Source organism: Zwartia vadi (genome assembly GCF_030410375.1).
GTDB classification, from domain to species: domain Bacteria; phylum Pseudomonadota; class Gammaproteobacteria; order Burkholderiales; family Burkholderiaceae_B; genus Zwartia; species Zwartia vadi.
In genome coordinates, this window is sequence record NZ_JAUHHE010000037.1 from 1 (window position 1) to 1,701 (window position 1,701).

A 1,701-nucleotide genomic window follows, 5' to 3' on the forward strand; every position below is an offset into this window, starting at 1 on the left:
AAAGACTGCTTCAAAATGGCTGGAACTTGAAGGATCCTTCAAAATAGCTAGTACTTGAAGTCGCTAAATACCTGAACCAGTCATCCGATTGGCAATCCAAAACATATTAGGATCAGGTATGAAAAACGAAAACTGTATTACAAAGGGCTTTGCAACGATTGACGAGCAATACACGATTACTCAATGCTCAAATGGATACATCATAGAGATCAATGGCAGGGACAAGAAAGATGATTACTTGAACTGTAAACATCTTGTCTTGAAGCATGAACAGCTTGTTGATGTGTTAATTGAGGTTGATCAGGCTATTCGGCAGCAATCTTCATCTGTTTGATGTATTTTTGTTATCCTAAAGCTAATGTAGGAGGCATACTGAATATTCAGTATGCTGTCAGCCTACAATAGTGAACTTGCGAAGCTGTTTGGTTTTTTTTATTAACAAACCAAGAAAATTTCTTTATTTTTTTTGTTTCCGCTATTAATTACAAATCGTGATGTATCCATGAACATATTGAAAGTCGGTTTTCAAAAAATATATAAGCTCCCCTTCAAGTTTTACTGGCTGATATGCAAACTATTACGTACTGATTCCGTGTACTCAATCTATGGAGTAAAGCTTTCATCTAACTTCACAGATCAAACTTTTCGCTTTTGTCTTAAGGGTACATATGGGTATCAATTCTCGAGTTTTCTGCAGAATAAAAATACACCATTCATATTTTTGGATATAGGAGCAAATCAAGGTCTTTTTTCCCTGATCGCTGCTCGCAACTCACAGTGCAGACACATTTGGGCTTTTGAACCCGTTGAAAAAACTTATGAATTGTTGGAAAAAAATATATTCCTTAACAATTTTTCTTTTAAAGTGTCTGGGATAAACAAAGCTATAAGCGAAACCGATCAAAATTTAGTTATCGGACTACAACCTAATCACTCTGGGGGAGCTTCATTATTGGATGGAAAAAATGCACGCAATAGTGAGGTCATTCATTGCATGACAGGATTGGATCTTAACGATCTCATTGATATCAAAAATAATGAGCAAATCGTAATTAAAATTGATACTGAGGGTTATGAGCCAATCGTTGTGGCTCAACTTAAGTTAACTAAGTTCTGGAATAGCATTACACATTTCTACATTGAGATTGATGAGAACCGTCACGCTGATAAGGATGTAGTGAGATCTTTGATAAATGAAGGTTTCACGGAGATACTCAGAACATCCTCTGACAGTAAACATTATGATATTTTGTTACATCGACATCTTTAATTAAGCATCATTCATCTAATACTTGTAATTTTCCATTATCTCAAACCCATCGTACTCAACCCCCCAAAACAACTCAAGGCTAACGTCTCCTCTCAATATAAAAACCCACAAAAACACCGAACGTTATCCTTCCTCCCCACCAAGTCTCTCTAACCTCCGCTGATACTTCCTGCGAATCGAAAACACACTCTGAGGTACCCAACTGCATCCTCTTGGTGTCAGGTATCCCGAATCATTGAAGTGTTTTGCGATGTGATGATCCAGCCATCCCTCGGATCTCAGCCGAAGGATGGTGGTAATTAATGACTCTTGGTATGCACTCAGCGGACGAATGTCGAGAGTGAGCGGTCCGATACGAACACAGGAGATGTTCTGGGGGCTTTCACAGGACCTCTGCGAGAGAGGTCCTTGCTCAATCACTCCACCGTCAC

At 38.6% G+C, this 1,701-nt stretch carries 2 protein-coding genes; both read left to right on the forward strand.

Features of this window, described 5'->3' with window-relative positions; genetic code table 11:
* Nucleotides 1-118 precede the first annotated feature (118 nt).
* The gene (locus tag QWY27_RS15200) at nucleotides 119-334 is read left to right on the forward strand and encodes a hypothetical protein (RefSeq protein WP_290199277.1); all 216 of its coding nucleotides are present in this window, start codon (nucleotides 119-121) and stop codon (nucleotides 332-334) included.
* Nucleotides 335-502: 168 nt separating this feature from the next.
* Nucleotides 503-1,270, forward strand: coding sequence for an FkbM family methyltransferase (locus QWY27_RS15205; protein WP_290199278.1), 768 nt, complete (start codon nucleotides 503-505; stop codon nucleotides 1,268-1,270).
* Nucleotides 1,271-1,701 lie beyond the last annotated feature (431 nt).